Here is a 16,746-nt window from a genome sequence, read left to right as displayed (position 1 = left end):
AGCGACTCCTTAGAGACGTTGCGTCTCTTACGGATTTCAGAGTAGGCTCGAACCGTTAAGAGACGCAAGGTCTCCTTTTGGAGGGTGCATGGAGCGGCGGCGCGGGGCGGAACTCGAGGCGGCGCTGCTCGACGCGGCCTGGGACGAGGTCCTGGAGTCCGGGTACGCGCGGCTCACGATGGAGGCCGTCGCGGCGCGGGCGCACACCGGCAAGCAGGTGCTGTACCGGCGGTGGCGGAACCGTGCGGAGCTGGTGATCGCGGCGATGCGGTACCGCACCGGCTCGATCATCGACGACATCCCGGACACGGGCAGCCTGCGGGACGACGTACTCGAAGTGCTGCAGCGGATGGCCGACCGGTTCGCGGTCATCGGGCCGGACATCTTTCACGGACTGCTCTCCGAGGCGCCGGACCTGGATCAAGAGGCGTTCACGCGGATGGTCGGCGTGATGGCGACCATCGTGAAGCAGGCGGCGGAGCGCGGTGAGATCCCGACCGCGGACGTTCCCGAACGGGTCCTCACCGCGCCCACCAACCTGCTGCGTCACGAGATGCTCTTCACCCGTGACCCGGTGCCGGCCTCGACTCTCGTGTCACTGGTCGACGACGTGTTCCTGCCGTTGGTCAGCTGACGCCGGGGGACTTGAGGTGGCGGGGTACGGCGGTCATGACACGGCCGAGGTCGTCGGTCAGTGCGGCGACCCGTTCGCGGCGGCCGTCGTCGTCGATGTAGATCATGACCGTGCGGACGTCCGCGTGACCGGACAGCTCCTGGAGGTCCTCGGCGTTGTGGCCGCGACGCTTCTGGTCGGTGATCGCGGTGGCGCGCAGTGAGTGTGGTCCGATCGTCTGCGGGCGGGGGATGCCGGCTGCCCGGGCCAGGCGGCGGAGCACCCGGGTGACGTCGTGGCGGTCGAGCCGATCGCCCGCGGCATCGGCGATCAGGGGAGCCGGTCCCGCGCCGTTCCAGACCGGGCGCGTCGCGCGATACAGGTCGAGGAGCTCGGCGACGGTGGTCTCAAGCGGCACGCGCACCGCGTTTCCGCCTTTCCGAGTGACGACGAGCCACGTGCGCCGGCCCTCGTCGTGGCGATCGACGTCATCGGCCCCGCAGAGCTCGGACACTCGCAACGCGCCGGTGTACAGCAGGCCGACGATCAGCGCATCGCGGACGTCTCCCGCTGCCGCGAGCAGCGCCTCGATCTGATCAGCGTCCAGGACGCGCGCCGACGTCGCGCGCCGGCCGCGATGAAACTTCGGCCGATGATCGTCGTCTGAGATCGGGCAGACCGCGGGTACGCCCCAGCCCGCGGCGTACCGATACAGACTGGACAGCGCCGACAGCCGGCGCGAAATCGAGGACGCGGCCGCTCCGGCATCCTGCTGACAGGTCAGCCACATCGTCACCTCGCCGCGCTGCACGTCCAGGCCGAACCGCTCGCGGCCGAGCTCGGTGCGGGCCCAGTCTGCCCACAGCAGCAGGTCGTCGGCATAGCCGATCCGGGTGTCGCGGCTCGCTCGCCGGGTGCCACCGAGCCACAGCACGACCAGTGCGGTCAGCTCTGGGGTGAGTGCCTCGGCGAGCAGGTCGAGCCGGTCGACGGCATCCGCTCCTGGATCGCGCAGCGGCCGACGTCGTCCGAGGGAGCGGCGTACGGCGGCTTCGGTCACCCGATCGGGGGCAGGCAGCTCGACCACAGTTTCTGTTGGGCGAAACACGAGCATTTCCGGAGGATCGTCCACAGCGAGAAGATAGCGCATAACGGGGATTATGCGCTATTTCAGTTCGGTTCCGTTCAGTCTAAAGGCGTAGACGGAAACGGAACTTAAAGGCGTACGATATCGACGTAATCCGGTAGGGTGAGATGTATGACGACCACGGAGGCGGAGCCCATCGCACAGCGCCGGCAAGGGCTGTGCGAGTTCCCGGGAGTGAGCTGTGCGAACCCGAAGCAGATAGATCCCGGTACGCCGGGCCGCCCGCCGAAGTACTGCGGCCGCGAAGGCGCGGGCGTGGACGGGAAGCCGGTCGTGCACAACAAGGCGAACGCCTGGGCTGCGAAGAACCGTCTGGCCAGACAACCGGTACGTCGGGAGGCCGCGCCGGCCGGCTCCGAGGCGGCGAAGGGGCCGGTGACCGCGGCTCGGATGACCCTCGAGCAGTTGATGAAGAGCAACCTGCCGCGGCTGATGGAGGAACTGGAGGGGTACCTCGCGCAGATCGCGGAAGCGGTCCGCACCTACGGCGACGCGGAAGCAGTGGCGGCCGAGGTCGAGCAGTTGCAGGCGACGTCGAGAGCCCAGCTCGCCGACGTCGAGCGGCAGCGAGGCGAGGAAGAGCATCGCCGACGTACGGCGGAGCAGCGAGCGGCCGAAGCCGAGGACGCTCGGGAAGAGGCCGACGAGGCCGCTCAAGAAGCCGTTGCGGCCCTCGAAGAGGCCCGGGTCGACGCGGCCGTCGCCGCTGAGTCGGCAGAACAGGCTCGACGGGACGCCGCGGCCGTCCGGGAGAGCGCCACCGCCGAGCTGGAGAAGGCCCGGGAGGAAGTGGCGGCCGCCGGTGCGGCCGCCGCGGCCGAGGTGGAGCGGGTGCGCGCGGAGGCAGAGCACCGGATTCGTGACGCGCAGGCCGCGGCTGAGCAACAGCTCCGCCAGGCCCGGAGCGAGATCGAGACCGCGCGGATTGCTCGGGATGCGGCCGAGGCCGAGCGGCTCACTGCCCAGCAGGCCGCTGACCAACTGCACACGGAGTTGCGCCAGGAGCGCGAGCTGCACCGCGCCGAGCTCGAGGCACTTCGCGGTGAGCATCGGAGCGACCGCGACCAGCTACGTGCCGACCACCAGTCCCAACTGGCCGACGTGAAGAAGGCCGCCGAAGATCGGTTCTCCGCGCTCACCGCCGCTCAGCGTGCGGCCGAACAGGTCGCCGAGGCCCTCCGTCACCAGCTGGAGACCCGCCCCGCCCCGCCTCCGGCCACCGATCGCGGCGAGGGGGAAGCGGGGGAGGTCGCCCCAGGCAACTGAACGAGCAGTCCGACAGCGGTCAGCGGAAGGCTTGCAGGTTCCGGCTGACCCAGTCGGCGAAGGTGCGCGGCGGCCGGTGCAGTACCTTCTCGACGTCGGGGCTGACCGCCTGCTCGGCCGGTGTGGGGGAGCCCAGTACGTCGAGGGTTGCCTCGACGACGGGTTCCGGCATGAAGTCGAGCATGCCGAGGCGCGCCTGATCGCGAGTCAGCTCCGTGAAGCTGACCGGCGTACCGATGGCTGTCTGGATCACCCCGGCCTGCTGACGGGGCGAGATGGCGGCGGGTCCGGTGAGCGTGTAGACGGCGCCGGCGTGGCCGGGCTCGCGGAGAGCGGCGGCGGCCACTTCGGCGATGTCCTGCGGGTCGACGGCGGGAAGGGCGACGTCCGCGAACGGCGCGGCCATCGCGCGCTGGGTGCGGATCGACTCGGCCCAGGCGAAGGCGTTGCTGGCGAAGTTGCCGGGGCGCAGGATCGTCCACTCGAGGCCCGATCCGGTGACGGCGTCCTCGTGGACCGCCGGGTGGCGTTCGGTGCCGACGCCTTGGGACGACAAGAGGACCACGCGCGGTACGCCGGCGTACCGGATCACGTCGACGACGTCCTGGAGGTTGCCGTTGGCAAGGAAGTCGGCGGAGGTGAGGAGGAAGACGGCCTTCGCGCCGTCGAGGACCGGCTCGAGGGTTGCGGGATTGGTCAGGTCGGCCTGGTGGCCTGCGCCTGGGCTTTCGATATGGCGCGAGACGGGGACGACGTCCTCGCCGGCGGCGATCAGGGTCTGGACGAGCGGGCGGCCTACGTTGCCGGTGGCACCGGTGATCACGATCATGACGACGACGCTAGTGGTCGCGGGATAGTAGGTACCTAGAGGATAGTATTGGGTTTGTGAGCGAGACCACAGTAGTTAGTACAGAAGTTGGTACAGCGGTCGACCCGGTGCAGGCTTGCCCGATTGCGCCGGTCGTCGACCTGGTCTTCAGCCGGTGGACGACGCCGATCCTGTGGACGCTGAACGAGTACGGGCGCCAGCGGTTCGTCGAGCTGCAGCGCCGGATCGGGACGATCACACCGAAGGTCCTCACCCAGCGCCTGCGTCAGCTGGAACGCGACGGCCTGGTCACCCGCACTTATCACGCCGAGGTCCCGCCACGTGTCGAGTACGAAATCAGCCCCCTCGGCCGCACCCTCGCCCCACTCTTCCACTCCCTCGCCGATTGGTCCCCCAACCTCACCAAGGTAGAAGCAGCCCGCAAGTCCTTCGACACCCAAGCCCCCGCCCACCGCCGCCCCTAACCGCCGGCCCCTCCGACCACTACCCACCCATCCCCGAGCGCGTTCACACGAGGGGATATCCGGATCTTCGGTCACGTGATCAGCCCGTTCCGGGGTCGTCAGACAGGTAGTCGTGGGTCCGAACCTGGTATTACCTGTCCGCAGTCACCAGCACCTGTCCCGTCGCCCCTCCGTCCCCCGCGGCTCCGGCCGGTCGTCCCGCCGCCACCCGTCGAGTCGTGGCGTTTGGTTGGCCACTGGAACGTCGAGTCGTGGATCGAGGCTGCGTTTGGCCGCCGAGATCCACGATTCGGGGACCGCGGGTGCTGCGGCCGGATCGGTCCAGCCCACCCACACAGGCAGCACAAGAGCCGGATATCCCCTCGCGTGGTGGCTTCTCCCCTCGCGTACCAACGGAGAGCCCTCAACAGGAGGGGATGGCCCCTGGTGTTGTTAGGCGACGCCGGCGAGTTCTCGGGTGCGGAGGTTGGCGAGGAGGGTGAAGAAGTGGGTGGTGGCGTCGGCCAGGTGGAGGAGGCCGGCTTCGTGGTGGCGCCAGCCGAACTCGAGTTCGCCGTCGATAGTGCGCTCGGCCAGCGGTACGGCGTACCGGCTGAGCGTCACGCGGGACGGGCCGGCCTGCGGGTGGTGATCGCCGCAGCCGCACTCGGCCGGGATCGTGATCGCGGTCAGTGCGTCGGGGGAGTAGCTGCGCAGCCGCAGCGTCGTCCCGCGAGCGGTGAACTGGACGATCGTGGCGTCGGGCAGCTGGACGAGCAGCTCGACCGGTACGGCGTACGAACCGGGAAGGAGCCGGAGACCACGAGATGCGAGCAGATCGGCGAGAGCCGGGAGATTCATGCGAATTCCTGTGAGTGCTGTGTCGGCGGGCGGGCCACGGAAAGGTCAGGGCCTCGTGCGCCGGGAGTCGGCGCGCGTCAGCGACAACAGCAACAACACAGCATCTGCATGCCGAAGATCATGACAGCCCACCGGGCTCACCACCAAACACGGTCCGCGATGTGGGACGACTGTCCGTGATGTGTCAGCAAGCCGCCTGGACTCTCCGGTCGCCGGAGGGCCCATGATGCTGGGATGGTCATGCACTGCGAGACGACGGCGCTCGGCGCATTGCTCCGGCACCAAGGCGTGGATCTCTCGGAGCCGATGCTCTTCGGCCTGGGTTCTGGTCTGTCGTTCGTCTACTGGGACAGCAAGAACCTGGGCTTTCCGTTCCTCGGGGGCCGGGTGAAGCCCTTCGAGCTGACGAGGAACCTGGCTGGACGGCTCGGGCTGGAGCTCGTGGTCCAGGAGACGACGTCGCCGCGGAAGGCGTGGGAGAACGTGGCGGCCGCGATCGACGCCGGTCAACCGGTCGGCCTGCAGCTCGACAGCTACTACCTGGAGTACTTCAGCTCGAAGGTGCACTTCGGTGGTCATGTCGTGGAGATGCACGGGTACGACGACCACAACGCGTACCTGCTGGACACCGACCAGCAAGGCGGAGCGGTATCGACCAGCCGGACCAGCCTCGCCGAGGCCAGGGCGGCGCGCGGACCGATGACCGCCAAGCACCGGTCCTTCACGCTGTCCGCTCCCACGGAGCCGTCGTTGCAGATCGTTCCCGCGATCACGGCGTGCGCCGACGCGTTCCTCCACCCGCCGATCGCGAACCTAGGTCACCGCGGTATCGAGAAGGCCGGCAAGCTCGTACGCACCTGGCTCGACCGAACCGATGACCCGGCACGCGACCTGCCCCAGGCCGCGCTCCTGATGGAGAAGGCCGGCACGGGCGGCGCTCTGTTCCGCAACCTCTACCGCGACTTCCTCGGCGAGTGCACCGAACTACTCGACACCGCCGACCTACGCACCGGACACCGGCTCTACGGCGAAGCAGCCACGTTGTGGACCGAGGTAGCTGGGCTGATCGCCACGGCCGGCGAGTCACGCGATCCGCAGTACCTGGTGAAGGCGGGCTCGATTCTCACGGACCTGTCCCGGATCGAGCGAGACGCGATGCAGTCACTCAGTCGCCTCAGCGCCACCTAGGGCGCGAGCAGTTCGGCCATCCGTTGCTCGGCTTCCTCGACCAGGACGGGAAGGTCGGTGTGGTCCAGTGTGTACTGGTACCAGTGGAGCGCGGCCTGTTTGTCACCCACCCAGTACGCCAGCTCGCCGAGATGCGCCGCCGCCAGCGGATGCGCGGCGTAACCCGCCTCGATGTACTGACCGAACCACCGCGTCGCCTCGGGCAGATCACGCCGGTCCTTTGCGTGGAGTCCGAGGTTGAAGATCGCGTCCTGGTACTGCTCGGACAGCTCGTGCTCGGCCAGCTTCGCGTAGACGGGCTGAGCGGCTGCCGCGTCGCCCGCGAGGTCGCGGGTCTGCGCGAGGGCTAGAAGCGCCGCGGGATCATCAGCATGCGCTGCGGCGGTCAGGGTCGCCAGGGCTGACTCGAGGTCGCCAGCGTCCCGCTGCAGCCTGCCGAGGAGGATGCCTGCCTGAGTCTGTACGTCGGGCTCCGGGCCTTCAGCGAGCCCGAGCAGGAGCCTTGCGCTGAACTGTCCGGGAGCGGTGAGAGCCTCCTGGCAGGCCTTCGCGGCCGTCGGGTCGTTGCCTTGCTTGACCATCGCCTCTGCGATCCCGAGCCAGGCGGCCGCCAGGTACGTCGGATGGCCGAGGTGCACGACCTGCCAGGCGGCTCGAACGGCGGCGTCGGGGTCACCGTGGGCGTGGTGCACGGCGTAGAGCGCGAGGGCCGACAGGGATCGGCTCCGTGCGTCGAGCTGCGCCACCAGGCGGGGGAGAACATCGGCGCGCAGTTCTGAGTGATCAGGCCAGATGAGGTCGTCGGTGAACTGGGTGGTCAGGTCATCAGTGAAGTTGATCTGGTCGAGGACGGCGATCAGGTCGGGTGAAGCGCGGTACCAGGCGCCGGCGAGTGCGGGTGCTTCGAGTGCAGAGGCGGCCAGCAGGCCCGCAAGGAGGGCGGCTCGGTCCGTCAAGTGCCGCTCGGTCTCGTACGAGACGGCTGCACGGATGCACTCCCAGGCCTCGGTCGGTTCACCGAGCGCGAGGTAGCCCCAGCCGACAAGCAGGGCGGCGCGTTGACCGCCTGGCTTGGGCTCGGCCAGTTCGTGCCTGCACCGTTCGATCGCCTCGGCCGCAGCCGGATCGCGTTGTACGGCGAGAGCGGCGGCTGCTGCAGCGGTTTGTTCGAGGTCGGTAGGCACGGGCGATGAACCTACTGGGCTGCAGGTTCAGTCGGCTTTCTTGCCGAACATGATTTCGTCCCAGCTGGGGACGCTGGCGCGTTTGCCACGGCGGGCCGGTTTCTTCTTCGGCTCGGTCGTGTCGTCGGCTGCTGGTTCGGTGGTTTCGGTGCTGTCCGGCTGGTTCGGTTGGGTGGTTGCTGCCGGCTGCTCGGGTGTTTTCGGCTCGGGCTCCGGGCGAGGGGTTTCCGGCGTACGGGCTGCTGGTTCCGAGCGTTCTGGGGTGCGGCGCGGTTCTGGGCGGTCGTCGGCGGGGGAGGCGAAGGCGGGTGGGTCGGCGGGGCGTTCGACGGCGCGTACGGCGGGGCGCGGGGCCGGGGGCTGGTCGACCGGTACGTCGATCAGCGTCGGCTCCTCGTCCGGGTTCGGCACCGAGTGCACCCGCCGCGGACCGCGATCCGCCTCGCGCGAACTCTCCCGCGCAACCTCACGCGGATAGTCCCGTCCACCATCACGAGCATCCCGTCCACCGTCGCGAGCGTCACGGGCGCCGTCGCGGGCGTCCCGGCCGGTGTCACGCCCGAAGTCGCGAGCGTCGTCTCGTCCTTCGTGGCGGCTGTCGCGGCCTGTGTTGCGGAGTACGTCGCGGGTTTCGAGGCCGAACTCGCGGCCGTCGCCGGTGGCTGGGTGGTTGCGGCGGCGGAGGCCAACCGTGTCCTCGAAGCCTGCTTCGTAGCTGTCGGCGCCGTGGTCGGGTGCGATCAGCGGGTCGATGTCGGCGACCGCCGCCAGCCGCCGCTCACCAGGCTGCGGCTGCACCGGCGTGGTCGGCAGCACCTGCGCCTGCTCACCGACGAGCCATCGCGCCTCGTCGTCGTCGGGCACCGCGTACCGCCCGGGGGCGTCGTACGCGAACATGGCGATCTTCTCGTCCTTCTGCTCCGCCCCAGTATCGGCACTGTCCTCGGATTCGACGAAGTACGAGACCCGGACCGCCCAGCGGCCGTCCTCGCGCCGCCACGCGTCCCACTCGGCCGAGGCCGGGTCGACCTGCCGGGTCCGCAGCCGGTCGGTGACCCAGGCGCCGAGGTTCCGCGTGGGCGCGTCACCGCCACCACGCCGACGGACGGAGGCACGCTGCGCGAGGCTGGCGATGTGGTCCCGCTCGGCCAGCACCGGACCGGCGAACGCCATCACGCGTTCCATCGGCATCTGGGCGATGGCAGCGACCGCCTCGGGACTTTCGCCGGCGCGGATACGAGCCTGGATGTCTCGTGGGCGCAGCGCGCTCTCCATTTGAATCTCCAGCTGGCCGAGTCGGGCACGGTCGCCGCGGAGGGCCGCACGCAACCGGTCGTCGACCGGTACGGCGAACTCCTCACCCGTCTCTGCCATCGCCAGGATGAGCTGTTTCCCATCCTGGCTCAGACCGACGAGCCTCGCCTCGCGCATTGACCTTGTTCTCCTGTGCGGTTCTCGACAGTCTCTCCCGGGACGTACTGCCTGACCAAGACCGGCGCGCCGTGCCGCGCGGTCATTGTGGAGGTTACGTCACGAATACCCATCTTGCCTGGTCACCAGGGTCCTCCTGGTCACACCAGTCACATTAGTCACAACACGGTGTGACCGCTAACCACTCGTCAGCTCTGCGGCTCGTTCAGAAGGCGGATCGCACCGCAAGCGCACGCTTCAGGTCGTCCGCGCGGTCCCCGACGGCCCGCCGGATCGCGGCCGCCACGGACTCGTCGGCGATCAGGTCGGCGGCCCGGTCGACCACCCGCTGCTCGATCGCGTACCGCGGGAACGCACCTTGCGCGCTGGTCCCCACGACCCAGCCGGAGCGGAGCTTCTCGGTGCCGGGGATCTCGGCGAAGAACCGGTCGACGTACGACGCGGTGAGCTCGGCCTGTGTCGGGTGCCAGAACCCTTCGGCCGCCGCGTACAGCTCGTAGTTCGCGATGTCGGCGTCCGTGGTGATCTGCGTCCACGCCCGTTCCTTCGCGGCCGCCGTCGGCAACGCGGCCCGGCACCGTGTGGCGTGGACGATGCCCTCGGACGAAGAGTCCCGCGCGAGCTCGGCGTCGATCTCGGCCTCGCCGATGGCGCCGAGGCGGGCGAGCTGCAGCGTCACGATCCAGCGCAGGTCGGCGTCCATCGTGACGCCGTCGGGTACGCCGTCGCCCGCGAGCCAGCCCTGCAACCGGGCGGCGTCGTCGCTGAACCGCGCGAACCCGCGAGCCACCGACAGCTGCACACTGCTGCCAGTCTCGACGGTCTCCAGCCGTGCACTCAGTACGTCGGCCAGCTGCCCGCGGTACGGCTCGTACGGCAGGTAGACGCCGAGCAGGTGGGTGTTCGACCAGTTGAGCAGCGTCCCGACCGCGATGTCGCTGGTCTCGGTCGGCAGCATCCCGAGGACGACGTCGAACCCGGTCCTCGGGTCGAGCTCCGCGTCGGCGACGGAGTCCCGCACGCTGTTCAGGATGACGGCCCGCGTGACACCGTCCTCGATCTTCGGCAGCAACGCCGCCAGGTTCTCCAGGCTCACGGAGTCGAGCCGGATCTTCGCCCAGCTGTCGTCACCCGCGTCCGGAATCACGACCGCGAGCGACGGGTCCAGGTCGACGTCCACCTCGTCGGCATCGATCAGCACCTCGACGGTCGTACGGCGGCCCTCGGCGTCGTACCCGCCGACCGTCAGCTTGTGCGGCCGAGCTGCCGGGTATGCCTCGGGTGCCTTCCGGTGCAGCTTGAAGCCGGTGGCGGTCCGGGACACGCTGATCGTGTCGAGGCCGGGTGTCCGCAGCCAGGCCTGCGCCCAGTCGTCCAGACCGACCGCGCCGGCTTCGGTCCACTTCGCGACCAGGTCGGCGAACGTCGCGTTGCCGAACTCGTTGGCGGCGATGTGCGCGTTCACGCCGGCCAGGAACACGTCGTCACCGAGGTACGCCGCGAGTTGCTTGAGGACCGCGGCGCCCTTCGCGTACGAGATCCCGTCGAAGTCGTCGAGCGAGGCGAGCGCGTCCTTGACCGCGTCCGCGGCGACCGGGTGGGTCGAGGACCGCTGGTCGGCCTGCAGGCCCCACCACTTGCGCATGTAGGCGAAGTCGATCCAGTTGTCGGAGTACCGGGTCGCCTCGGTCGACACCCGGTGCGCCATGTACTCGGCGAACGACTCGTTCAGCCAGAGGTCGTTCCACCACTTCATCGTCACGGTGTCGCCGAACCACTGGTGCGCCATCTCGTGCACGATGGTCCGCGCGCGCTGGCTGCGCTCGCCGTCGGTGACCGCCGAGCGGAACACCATCTGGTCCCGGAAGGTGACGCAGCCCGGGTTCTCCATCGCGCCGGCGTTGAACTCGGGTACGAACGCCTGGTGATAGTCCCCGAACGGGTACCGGTACCCGAACATCCGGTGGTACGCGTCGAAGGACCCCTTGGTGACCTCGAAGATGTCCGCGGCCTCCCGCTCGAGCGCGTCCTTGAGCGACTGCCGCGAGACGACGCTGAGCGCGATGCCGTCGTGCGCGTCGGTGATCTGGTGGTACGGCCCGGCGACCACGGTGACGAAGTACGTCGACAGCGGCTTGGTCTCGGCCAGCTCCCAGCGACCGGGGGAGACCTGCGTCGCGGCGCCGTTGCCGAGCACGAGCCACTCCTGCGGAGCGGTGACCTTGAACCGGTACGGCGCCTTGAGGTCCGGCTGGTCGAAGCACGCGAAGATCCGCGGGCCGGCGTCGAGGAACGACATCGCGTACGTGTAGGCCAGCCCGTCGGCGGCGTCGACCGCGCGGTGCAGTCCCTCGCCGTCGTGCGAGTACAGCATCGAGGCGACCACGACGAGTTCGTTCTCCGGCTGCAGTCCGGTCAGCTCGAGCCGCCCGTCGTTCAGTCCGGCGACGTCGACCGCCGTACCGTTGAGGGTCACGGAGATCAGCTCGTCGGGTTTCACGTCCACCCAACTCGAGGAATCCGTGGCGCTGAACCTGATCGTGGTGGTGGACCCGAACGTCCGCTCGCCCTGGGTGAGGTCGAGGTCGACGTCGTACGACTGGACGGAAAGCGCGGCGGCCCGAGTGCGGGCGCCGTCGACGGTGAGACTCGGCATGAGGGCCACTGTATGCCGAGACTAGTCTGAGCACATGGGTGATATGGAGTACCGGCAACTGGGCGACTCTGGGCTGACTGTCAGCGTCGTGGGGCTGGGGTGCAACAACTTCGGGCGGCGGCTCGATGCGGGCCGGACGGACGCGGTGGTGAACGCCGCGGTCGACGCGGGGATCACGTTGTTCGACACCGCGGACATCTACCGCGGCGAGCACGGGTTCAGCGAGGAACTGCTCGGCAAGGCGCTCGGCGCGCGCCGCGACGAGGTCGTGATCGCGACCAAGTTCGGCGGTGACCTGGGCGGTGTCAACGGGCCCGACTGGGGCGTCCGCGGCTCCCGCCGGTACATCCGCAAGGCGGTCGAGTCGAGTCTGCAGCGGCTCGGCACCGACTGGATCGATCTCTACCAGCTGCACTTCCCGGACCCGGTGACGCCGATCGAGGAGACCCTCGCGGCGCTGTCCGAACTGGTTGCCGAGGGCAAGGTCAGGTACATCGGCAGCTCGCAGTTCGCGGCCTGGCAGGTGGTCGACGCCGACTGGACCGCCCGGTCGAACGGCCTGGAGCACTTCATCAGCGCCCAGAACCAGTACTCGCTGCTCGAGCGCGACGTCGAGGACGAGCTGGCCCCGGCCTGCGAGCACCTCGGCCTCGGGATCCTGCCGTTCTTCCCGCTCGCCTCCGGTCTGCTCTCCGGCAAGTACCAGCGCGGTACGGCGGCGCCCGACGGCTCCCGGCTCGCGACCCAGCCCGAGCGGCTGGCGCGCGCCGACTTCGACAAGATCGAGGCGCTCGAGACGTTCGCGGCCGAGCGGAACCTGTCGATGATCGACGTCGCGATCGGCGGCCTCGCCGCGCAGCCCGCGGTCGCCTCGGTGATCGCCGGCGCCACCACGCCCGAGCAGATCACGCAGAACGTCGCCGCCGGCCGCTGGGACCCGACCGCCGCCGACCTGGCCGCCCTGGACGAACTCACGTGACGGTGTTGAATGCCGCGCTGCCGCGCGGCGGGTCATGGGGCTGTAACTCCCGTCCTTCCCTCGTCGCTCCGGTCGCTTCGCTCCCTCCGCTCCTCAGTCCAGGACGGGAGGCCCCATGACCCAGATCCTCTTGCCGCCGTCCGAAGGCAAGACCGGGCGGTCGCGTGGTCGTGGCGTCGACTTCGGCACGTTGTCGTTCCCGGAGCTGAACCCGGTCCGCGAGGAGGTGCTCGAGACGCTGGCGAAGGTGTCCGCCTCCGCAGACGCGCACGACGTACTGGAGGTCGGGGCCTCGCTGCGCGACGAGGTCGAGCGGAACACCAGGTGGCGCACCGAACCGTCCGTACCGGTCTCCGAGCTGTACTCAGGTGTCCTGTACGACGCCCTCGGCTACGCCACGCTCTCCGCCGGTACCAAGCGTCGCGCCGCGAACCGCCTGCTCGTCATCTCCGCGGCCTGGGGCGCACTGCGTCCCGCCGACCGCGTCCCGCCGTACCGGCTGTCGATGGGTACGACGCTGCCGGGCCACGGACCGTTGGCGTCGGTCTGGCGCGACCCGCTGAATGCCGCACTAGCCGACGTCGACGGCGTGATCGTGGACTGCCGCTCCTCGACGTACGTCGCCGCGTGGCGCCCGTCCGGCGATCAGGCGGACAAGTGGGTATCGGTGAACGTCGTCCGCGAACGCGCCGGCGTCCGCTCGGTCGTGTCACACATGGCCAAACACACCCGCGGCCTGGTAGCCCGCCACCTCCTCGAGTCCGGCAAGGACCCCGGCACGCCGAAGTCGCTCCACAAACTGATCAGCGACCGCTGGAACGCCGAACTCGACCGCGCAGCGTCCGGCTGGACCCTGACCGTGGTGGAGAGGGACTAGCGCCCTGCCATCGGATCATCTTTGGGAAGCCACCGACCATTTTTGGCGCCCTCGCGTGGTTGGTGGCTTCTCAAAGATGGGGTCGGGCGGGGTGTACGGCGCAGGACACTAGGCGAAGTCGGCTTTGCGGATTACTCCGTGGACGCCTGTCGTGCGGTCGACGACCTGGGAGACTTCGAAGTCGGCGGCCGCTGACAGGTACGCGTACGCGACGGCGCGGTCCAGGCCCTGGTCGGTTTCGAGGAAGTCGAGGGCGTTGACGACGGCTCGGCGCATGGCGATGTTCAGGTCGTTGCCCTGTCCGTTCTGGCTGCCGTCGGGGTCGGACAGGCCGATCGGTACCCAGGCGTCCGGCGTCTCCGCGAAGGGGTAGCCGAACGCGACCGACGGTGCGTCACCCGACCCCTTCTTGCAGACGGTCAGCCGGAAGATGGCCCGCAGCGATCCCTCCAGGGCGGTCAGCGCGACCTCGCCGTTGCCCATCGCGAAGTGCGGGTCGCCGACGTGGAACAGGGCGCCGTCGGCGAACACCGGCAGGTAGAACGTGGAGCGCTCACCGAGCAGGTTGATGTCGATGTTGCCGCCGCCGAGGGTCGGCGGGATCGAGTTCAGCTCGGCCGCGGTCGGTACGGTCGCCTCCACGAACGCGACCCCCATCAGCCCCATGAACGGGTTGAGCGGGAACGACACCTTGCCCATCACACCCCGCCGGCCGCGGATCGGCGTGAACACCGAGACGTTGCCGTACCGCTCCGGATCGCCGGTCGCCCGGCCGTCCGTGCCGACCGGCGGCATGATCTCGTCGATCGTGATGCCGGCAGGGACGCCGCCGCCCGCGAGCCGGGGGAGTGCGCCCTTGCCGTGGCGGCTCGACACCACGCCGTACGGCACGCGCGGGAGCATCGACAGCATCTCGACCTTGAGGACGTCGCCAGGTGCGGCACCGGTGACGAAGATCGGGCCGGTGACGACGTGCGGGCCGTCGACGTCGAAGTTCCGCGCCGTACGGTCGTAGTCGCGCGCGATGGCGACCGCGTCGTCCAGCACCGATGTCCTACGGACGCCGTGCCCGGCGAAGTACCCGACCGGGTCGCGTCCTTGGTCTTCGAGGATGCCCTCGTGCGAGACGGTGTCGACAGTGACCGTCTCCCCGGACCGCATGCGCAGTACGGGGTCGCTGCCGATCGACGGCACGTAACCCCAGCGGACCTGGTCCGGCGTCGATGGCAGGTAGTGACGCCCGTGGATCGGGCCCTTGCCCGGTTGCAGCACTTCCCGGGGTACGGCGGCAGTCGCCGTACCGGCTGTCAGACCGGTGGTGGCTGCCGCACCGCCGAGAGCCGCGGTGGCCCGGAGGAAGTCGCGGCGGCCGAGACCTGAGCGCAGCAGGGACGCGGCGTACTCACCGAAGGTTGCCATCGGCATCTCCTCACTCGCCTCACTGGATGGTGTCGCCTGTATACCGTTCCGGCGTTTCGGTGCCGTGAAGCCGCGTGAACGCGGTATGACAGTGACGTTCATACGGCCTTCATCGCGCGGTGGTTTCTTACCGCCTGTGATCGGGGAAGGCTGTAGGGCAGCAACGTCAGGGGGGATCCGCCCTAACCCTCGGAGGCCTGACCGATGCGACGTACGACTGCTCTAGTGACAACCGTGGCGGCGGCAGCGACCGCGTGGGCGCTGAGTGCCGGACCGGCGCTGGCGTACCCGCCGACGCCGCCGTCGGCGAGCACCGCCGCGACCCAGCTGGCGAGCCTGACCGTGAAGACGGAGGGTTCGAGCGACGGCTACAGCCGGGACAAATTCCCGCACTGGATCAACCAATCCGGGACCTGCGACACCCGCGAAGAGGTGCTGAAGCGCGACGGCTCCGGCGTGACCGTGGACAGCAGCTGCCAGCCGACCGCCGGCCGCTGGTACAGCGTGTACGACTCGACCTGGGTGAACGACTCCTCGGACGTCGACATCGATCACATCGTGCCGCTGTCGGAGGCCTGGAAGTCGGGTGCGAGCGCGTGGACCACGGCCAAGCGTCAGGAGTTCGCGAACAACCTGACCATCTCGCAGCTGATCGCGGTGACGGCGTCGAGCAACCGCTCGAAGGGTGACAAGGACCCGTCGGAGTGGAAGCCGCCGAACGCCTCGGTGCACTGCATCTACGCCCGCGAGTGGATCTGGGTGAAGTACACCTACAAGCTGTCGCTGCAGTCCGCGGAGAAGACCGCACTGACGCAGATGCTCGGGACCTGTTAGTCCTCGAGCAGGTGGCGGCGCTGGGCGTGGATGCCGGCCTGGAACCGGGTCCGCGCGCCCAGCGTCTCCATCAGCTCGGCCACCCGGCGGCCGACGGTGCGGCTGCTCAACGCGAGCTGCCGCGCGATCGCGTCGTCCTTGAACCCGGCCGCGAGCAGCGTCATCAGCCGCGCGTCCGTCGGGTCCGCCTTGGCGGCCGGAACCACCGGCACCGCCTGGTCCCAGAGCAGCCAGAACATCTCGATCAACGCGTCCAGCAGCGCGCACGGGTGGACGACGAGCGCGCTGTCGACCAACTGGTCCACCGACAGCGGCAGGAGCGCGATCTTCCCGTCGAACACGGCCAGCTTCATCGGCACCTGCGGATGCACCCGCGAGGTCTCACCGGCGTCGGCCGCGCTGTACGCCTCGTCGACGCCGCCGGGGATGTCGAGTGAGTCGGGGGAGTAGATGCCGTGGACGACGACCCCGTCGCCGAGCAGTCCGCGCACGGTGCTGTCCGATTCGGCGGCCTGCGCGGCGTACGGCGGCCGGTCGAGGACGAGGAGCTGGTGATCGGTCCCGTTCAGCAGCTGGGCGAACCGGGCGGCGATCGCCTCCTGGCCGACGATGACCTCGACCAGGTTCTCGGGCCGGTACTGCTCCTGCGTGCTCAGCTCGGACAGCAGCACCCGGGCCTCGGCGCGCACCCGGTCGAGCTCGGCACGGCGTACGGCGACCAGCGCGTCGACCGCGACGTCGGGGCGGGTCGGGAGCAGGCGCACCGGGTCGTCGGAGGTGCTGGTCAGCAGACCGAGCTTCTCGAGCCGGCCGACTGTCGCCACGACGTCCTGCTCGTCCCGGCCGAGGCGGTCGGCGAGTTCGCGGACGCCGCAGCCCGGCGCCGACAGCAGCGCGCGGTAGGCCTCCTCATCGGACGGCTCCACCCCAACCGACTCCAGCATCCGATCAGGCTATCTCGTCGGTTGGACGGACTCGACCGGTTTGGCTACTTCGCGCCATGTCCGGGATACGTCAGC

General features: G+C 69.4%; 15 protein-coding genes. 7 read left to right on the top strand and 8 right to left on the bottom strand.

The window, feature by feature from the left end; translation table 11 throughout:
• The first annotated feature begins 88 nt into the window (after positions 1 to 88).
• Positions 89 to 634 carry a TetR/AcrR family transcriptional regulator gene (locus E0H92_RS33015; RefSeq protein ID WP_131461635.1) on the top strand — a complete coding sequence of 182 codons (546 nt, stop codon included), beginning with the start codon at positions 89 to 91 and terminating at the stop codon, positions 632 to 634.
• Here E0H92_RS33015 and E0H92_RS33010 read toward each other — a convergent pair.
• Positions 627 to 1,745, bottom strand: a complete 1,119-nt coding sequence (locus E0H92_RS33010; protein ID WP_165550140.1) for a tyrosine-type recombinase/integrase — start codon at positions 1,743 to 1,745, stop codon at positions 627 to 629. The two genes, E0H92_RS33015 and E0H92_RS33010, sit on opposite strands and share 8 nt — an antisense overlap.
• A gap of 126 nt (positions 1,746 to 1,871) precedes the next feature.
• Here E0H92_RS33010 and E0H92_RS33005 point away from each other — a divergent pair, with 126 nt between their 5' ends.
• Positions 1,872 to 3,026: a coiled-coil domain-containing protein gene (locus E0H92_RS33005; protein WP_131499017.1), complete on the top strand. Its 1,155-nt coding sequence runs from the start codon at positions 1,872 to 1,874 to the stop codon at positions 3,024 to 3,026.
• A 19-nt stretch (positions 3,027 to 3,045) separates the two neighbouring features.
• Here the strand turns inward: E0H92_RS33005 and E0H92_RS33000 are convergent, their stop codons facing one another.
• Complete coding sequence (locus E0H92_RS33000; RefSeq protein WP_131499016.1) at positions 3,046 to 3,855, bottom strand: NAD(P)H-binding protein; 810 nt, start codon at positions 3,853 to 3,855, stop codon at positions 3,046 to 3,048.
• Positions 3,856 to 3,962: 107 nt separating this feature from the next.
• On the opposite strand from E0H92_RS33000, the gene E0H92_RS32995 reads away from it, so the two are divergent.
• Positions 3,963 to 4,319 carry a winged helix-turn-helix transcriptional regulator gene (locus E0H92_RS32995; RefSeq protein WP_131461631.1) on the top strand — a complete coding sequence of 119 codons (357 nt, stop codon included), beginning with the start codon at positions 3,963 to 3,965 and terminating at the stop codon, positions 4,317 to 4,319.
• A gap of 432 nt (positions 4,320 to 4,751) precedes the next feature.
• Here E0H92_RS32995 and E0H92_RS32990 read toward each other — a convergent pair whose 3' ends face one another.
• Entirely contained in the window at positions 4,752 to 5,159 is a 408-nt protein-coding gene (locus E0H92_RS32990) for a hypothetical protein (RefSeq protein ID WP_131499015.1), read from the bottom strand.
• Positions 5,160 to 5,393: 234 nt separating this feature from the next.
• Between E0H92_RS32990 and E0H92_RS32985 the strand changes: the two genes are divergently transcribed.
• Positions 5,394 to 6,347 (top strand): BtrH N-terminal domain-containing protein, encoded by a 954-nt coding sequence (locus tag E0H92_RS32985; RefSeq protein ID WP_131499014.1) that lies wholly within the window; start codon positions 5,394 to 5,396, stop codon positions 6,345 to 6,347.
• Here E0H92_RS32985 and E0H92_RS32980 read toward each other — a convergent pair.
• The 3 genes from E0H92_RS32980 to pepN form a co-directional block, all read right to left on the bottom strand.
• Entirely contained in the window at positions 6,344 to 7,531 is a 1,188-nt protein-coding gene (locus E0H92_RS32980) for a hypothetical protein (protein ID WP_131499013.1), read from the bottom strand. The two genes, E0H92_RS32985 and E0H92_RS32980, sit on opposite strands and share 4 nt — an antisense overlap.
• 27 nt (positions 7,532 to 7,558) lie before the next feature.
• Entirely contained in the window at positions 7,559 to 8,962 is a 1,404-nt protein-coding gene (gene sepH, locus E0H92_RS32975; protein ID WP_131499012.1) for a septation protein SepH, read from the bottom strand.
• Positions 8,963 to 9,167: 205 nt separating this feature from the next.
• On the bottom strand, positions 9,168 to 11,618 hold the full coding sequence (gene pepN / locus E0H92_RS32970) for an aminopeptidase N (RefSeq protein WP_131499011.1): 2,451 nt from the start codon (positions 11,616 to 11,618) through the stop codon (positions 9,168 to 9,170).
• A gap of 34 nt (positions 11,619 to 11,652) precedes the next feature.
• Between pepN and E0H92_RS32965 the strand changes: the two genes are divergently transcribed.
• A complete protein-coding gene (locus E0H92_RS32965) occupies positions 11,653 to 12,597 on the top strand; it encodes an aldo/keto reductase (RefSeq protein WP_202873947.1) in 945 nt (314 codons plus the stop codon).
• 115 nt (positions 12,598 to 12,712) lie between these two features.
• Positions 12,713 to 13,474, top strand: a complete 762-nt coding sequence (locus tag E0H92_RS32960) for a YaaA family protein (RefSeq protein ID WP_131499010.1) — start codon at positions 12,713 to 12,715, stop codon at positions 13,472 to 13,474.
• A 108-nt stretch (positions 13,475 to 13,582) separates the two neighbouring features.
• Here the strand turns inward: E0H92_RS32960 and E0H92_RS32955 are convergent, their stop codons facing one another.
• The gene (locus tag E0H92_RS32955; RefSeq protein WP_131499009.1) at positions 13,583 to 14,893 is read right to left on the bottom strand and encodes an acetamidase/formamidase family protein; all 1,311 of its coding nucleotides are present in this window, start codon (positions 14,891 to 14,893) and stop codon (positions 13,583 to 13,585) included.
• A gap of 225 nt (positions 14,894 to 15,118) precedes the next feature.
• On the opposite strand from E0H92_RS32955, the gene E0H92_RS32950 reads away from it, so the two are divergent.
• Complete coding sequence (locus tag E0H92_RS32950) at positions 15,119 to 15,727, top strand: HNH endonuclease family protein (RefSeq protein ID WP_238173704.1); 609 nt, start codon at positions 15,119 to 15,121, stop codon at positions 15,725 to 15,727.
• On the opposite strand, the gene E0H92_RS32945 is transcribed toward E0H92_RS32950, so the two are convergent.
• Complete coding sequence (locus tag E0H92_RS32945; protein WP_131461623.1) at positions 15,724 to 16,671, bottom strand: MarR family transcriptional regulator; 948 nt, start codon at positions 16,669 to 16,671, stop codon at positions 15,724 to 15,726. The two genes, E0H92_RS32950 and E0H92_RS32945, sit on opposite strands and share 4 nt — an antisense overlap.
• Positions 16,672 to 16,746 lie beyond the last annotated feature (75 nt).

The sequence above is a fragment of the Kribbella speibonae genome (assembly GCF_004331375.1).
Classification (GTDB): Bacteria; Actinomycetota; Actinomycetes; order Propionibacteriales; family Kribbellaceae; genus Kribbella; species Kribbella sindirgiensis.
This window is presented reverse-complemented; position numbering and strand designations above follow the sequence as displayed.

Excerpts from the sequence above, each read along its gene's own strand:
- E0H92_RS33015 (WP_131461635.1), top strand. The coding sequence starts at position 89 with ATGGAGCGGCGGCGCGGGGCGGAACTCGAGGCGGCGCTGCTCGACGCG.
- E0H92_RS33005 (WP_131499017.1), top strand. The coding sequence starts at position 1,872 with ATGACGACCACGGAGGCGGAGCCCATCGCACAGCGCCGGCAAGGGCTG.
- E0H92_RS33000 (WP_131499016.1), bottom strand. The coding sequence starts at position 3,855 with ATGATCGTGATCACCGGTGCCACCGGCAACGTAGGCCGCCCGCTCGTC.
- E0H92_RS32990 (WP_131499015.1), bottom strand. The coding sequence starts at position 5,159 with ATGAATCTCCCGGCTCTCGCCGATCTGCTCGCATCTCGTGGTCTCCGG.
- E0H92_RS32985 (WP_131499014.1), top strand. The coding sequence starts at position 5,394 with ATGGTCATGCACTGCGAGACGACGGCGCTCGGCGCATTGCTCCGGCAC.
- sepH (WP_131499012.1), bottom strand. The coding sequence starts at position 8,962 with ATGCGCGAGGCGAGGCTCGTCGGTCTGAGCCAGGATGGGAAACAGCTC.
- pepN (WP_131499011.1), bottom strand. The coding sequence starts at position 11,618 with ATGCCGAGTCTCACCGTCGACGGCGCCCGCACTCGGGCCGCCGCGCTT.
- E0H92_RS32965 (WP_202873947.1), top strand. The coding sequence starts at position 11,653 with ATGGGTGATATGGAGTACCGGCAACTGGGCGACTCTGGGCTGACTGTC.
- E0H92_RS32960 (WP_131499010.1), top strand. The coding sequence starts at position 12,713 with ATGACCCAGATCCTCTTGCCGCCGTCCGAAGGCAAGACCGGGCGGTCG.
- E0H92_RS32955 (WP_131499009.1), bottom strand. The coding sequence starts at position 14,893 with ATGGCAACCTTCGGTGAGTACGCCGCGTCCCTGCTGCGCTCAGGTCTC.
- E0H92_RS32945 (WP_131461623.1), bottom strand. The coding sequence starts at position 16,671 with ATGCTGGAGTCGGTTGGGGTGGAGCCGTCCGATGAGGAGGCCTACCGC.